The following is a 2,550-nucleotide window of genomic DNA, read 5'->3' as shown; positions in this document are numbered from 1 at the left end:
TGGCTCTTCGGTTTGTGTTATGCAATGGACGGGGATTATAAGGGATGGAACCCTTATATAGAAAGGCATTTAGCCATTTTTGTCAATTGTTTTTTATCTAGAGCGAACTAATCAATTAAGTCTCTTGCCAGATAAGGATTTAGTCGATTTATGCCCCCCTATCGAACCATAACAAGTAACGAAGAGCCGGATATGTCAAGTTAGCCAAGGCTGATCTGAAGGGGGCTAAGTTTGTTGGAGCAGATTTATTTAAGGCAGTAATGCCTAACGAGACTATTTATAATGGAGATGTCTCTAAGTTTGGTGCCTATCAGTAGTTAAACTTCACACCTAGACCCATTTTAATGATCGTCGCCGAAGATGTTGTCACAAAGGCGGCGATCGCTCTCTTCTACTTCGGGGTTATGCTGTAAATAATCCTTTAACCACTTGCAAGCGTATCTTTGGATATCTTTAGGTGTTAAATGGCGAGCCAAATCCCAAATAATTACTGTTTTGTTGCTGCTCCCGGAGACAAGAGTTTTACCGTCTTGACTAAAATGGATGGCGTTAACATCAGCCCCAAACCCCGGCAGCATATTCACTAAAGTACCGTCAAGTTGCCAAATTCTAATGGTATCATCACTACTAGCCGAAGCAATTTGTTGTCCGTCGGGGCTAAATTTAACGTCCAACACCGAATTAGAATGTCCTTCGATGGTTTTAACAGAGGAAGGAAGCCATTGTCCCTTTTCATCAGTCTTCCAGAGTTTAATAGTATTGTCGCCACTTCCAGAAACGAGCATTCGACCGTCTCGGCTAAAATCAACCCCTAAAACGGAACTTAGATGTCCTTTGAGAGTGACAATACTTAGCAAAGTGCCATGGCCATCTATCTGCCAGATTTTGATGCTATTACTCGCACTTCCAGAAGCAATAAACTTGCCGTCTGGGCTAATCGCCACTGCTTGAACACCATCAGTGTGTCCTTTGAGGTTATTAAGTAATTTCCCATCTAGCCGCCAGATTTTAAGCGTTTTATCCCAATTTCCTGAGACAATTAACTTACCGTTGGGGCTAATTGCTACAGAGTGAACACCACCAGTATCTCCTTTCAAGGTATTGAGCAATTTACCATCTAGCCGCCAGATTCTGAGAGTTCCGTCTAGACTTCCTGAAACAATAAATTGACCATTAGGACTAATTTTGACGGTGCTAACTGAACCTTTATGTCCTAGTAGCGTCCTCAGTGTGCCATCTTGCTTCCAGAGTTTGATTGTTTTATCGAAACTCCCTGAGACGATTACATCAGCATTTAAATCTACAGCCGACACCACATCGCTATGGCCAAAAAGAGTCGTCACTAATTCGTTGTAAGGTTTCCAGAGTCTAACCGTTTTGTCGTTACTACCTGAAACAATTTCCAGGTTGTTACCGTAGTTACGGACATCAACTGTATTAACTGCATCGCTATGTCCCTGGAGAGTCATCAATAAAGTACCGTCCAGTTTCCAGAGTCTGACTGTTCTGTCATAACTTCCTGAAACGATTTGCTGACCATCTGGGGTAAAAGTCAGCCCGTAAACAGAGGCTTCATGGCCACTAAAAGTGATGGTCGGCGAGGTATCGTCTAGCTTCCAAAGTTTGAGCGTTTTATCTCGACTACCTGAGACAATCGACTGACCATCGGGGCTGAAAGCGACCACCTTAACTGTATCCCCATGTCCTTCCAGCGTCCTCAATAGGGTGCCATCTCGTTTCCAGAGTTTGAGCGTTTTATCCCGACTACCTGAGACAATCAACTGGCCATCAGGGCTGAAAGCGACTGCCTTAACTGCCCCCCGATGTCCTTCCAGCGTCCTCAATAAGGTGCCGTCTCGTTTCCAGAGTTTAACAGTTTTATCGTTACCACCAGAGGCAATCAACTGACCATCAGGGCTGAAAGCGACTGCATTTACGCCATCTTTATCCCCTTGAATAGTTTTCTCTAAGGTTCCATCGCGCTGCCAGAGTTTAATCGTGTTATCCACACTGGCGGAGGCCAGCAGTTGCCCGTCGGGGCTGAAAGCCACTGCATTTACTGAACCTTTGTGTCCACCACGCTTTTCACCAAGAGTGGCTAATAAACTCCCGTTTCTTTTCCAGAGTTTGATCCTGTTATCTGCACTAGCGGAGGCAATCATCTCACCATCGGGGCTAAATTTGACTCCTAAAACATCGCCATAATGTCCTGAGAAGATATTAGCTTGTTTGATGCCATAGAGGGCTATCTTGAGCATCTCTTTCAGATCATCTTTCCGCTCGGGCGGTAGATTAACGAAAGGTATTGACTCTAAATCCGTTCGTAGCCGCTGGGCCTTCATAGCTGCTGTCAACGCTTCCAATTGTTCATTTAAGGCAAAGGAAGCTTGACTGGTTCGACCGACCGCGACCATTGGTGAGAAGTTAAGCTTGTGTGTAATTTGTCAAGGGGTTATTGAAAAAAAATTGGGGACTACTTCGTTGCCGGTCAGGAAAAGGTGCTACAATCAGCTTGACTGTTGATTTTCGCTTTGTTTTGACAACTCCTAA

The 2,550-nt window shown here is 44.5% G+C and carries 1 protein-coding gene; it reads right to left on the bottom strand.

The window, feature by feature from the left end:
- Nucleotides 1-341: 341 nt before the first annotated feature.
- The gene (locus tag O9332_RS18095) at nucleotides 342-2,414 is read right to left on the bottom strand and encodes a WD40 repeat domain-containing protein (RefSeq protein WP_288026711.1); all 2,073 of its coding nucleotides are present in this window, start codon (nucleotides 2,412-2,414) and stop codon (nucleotides 342-344) included.
- Nucleotides 2,415-2,550 lie beyond the last annotated feature (136 nt).

It is taken from the genome of Microcystis sp. LE19-10.1B (assembly GCF_027530565.1).
Lineage (GTDB): Bacteria > Cyanobacteriota > Cyanobacteriia > Cyanobacteriales > Microcystaceae > Microcystis > Microcystis aeruginosa.
Note: the sequence above shows the minus strand (reverse complement) of the source record. Positions and strands in the feature narration are given on the sequence as shown.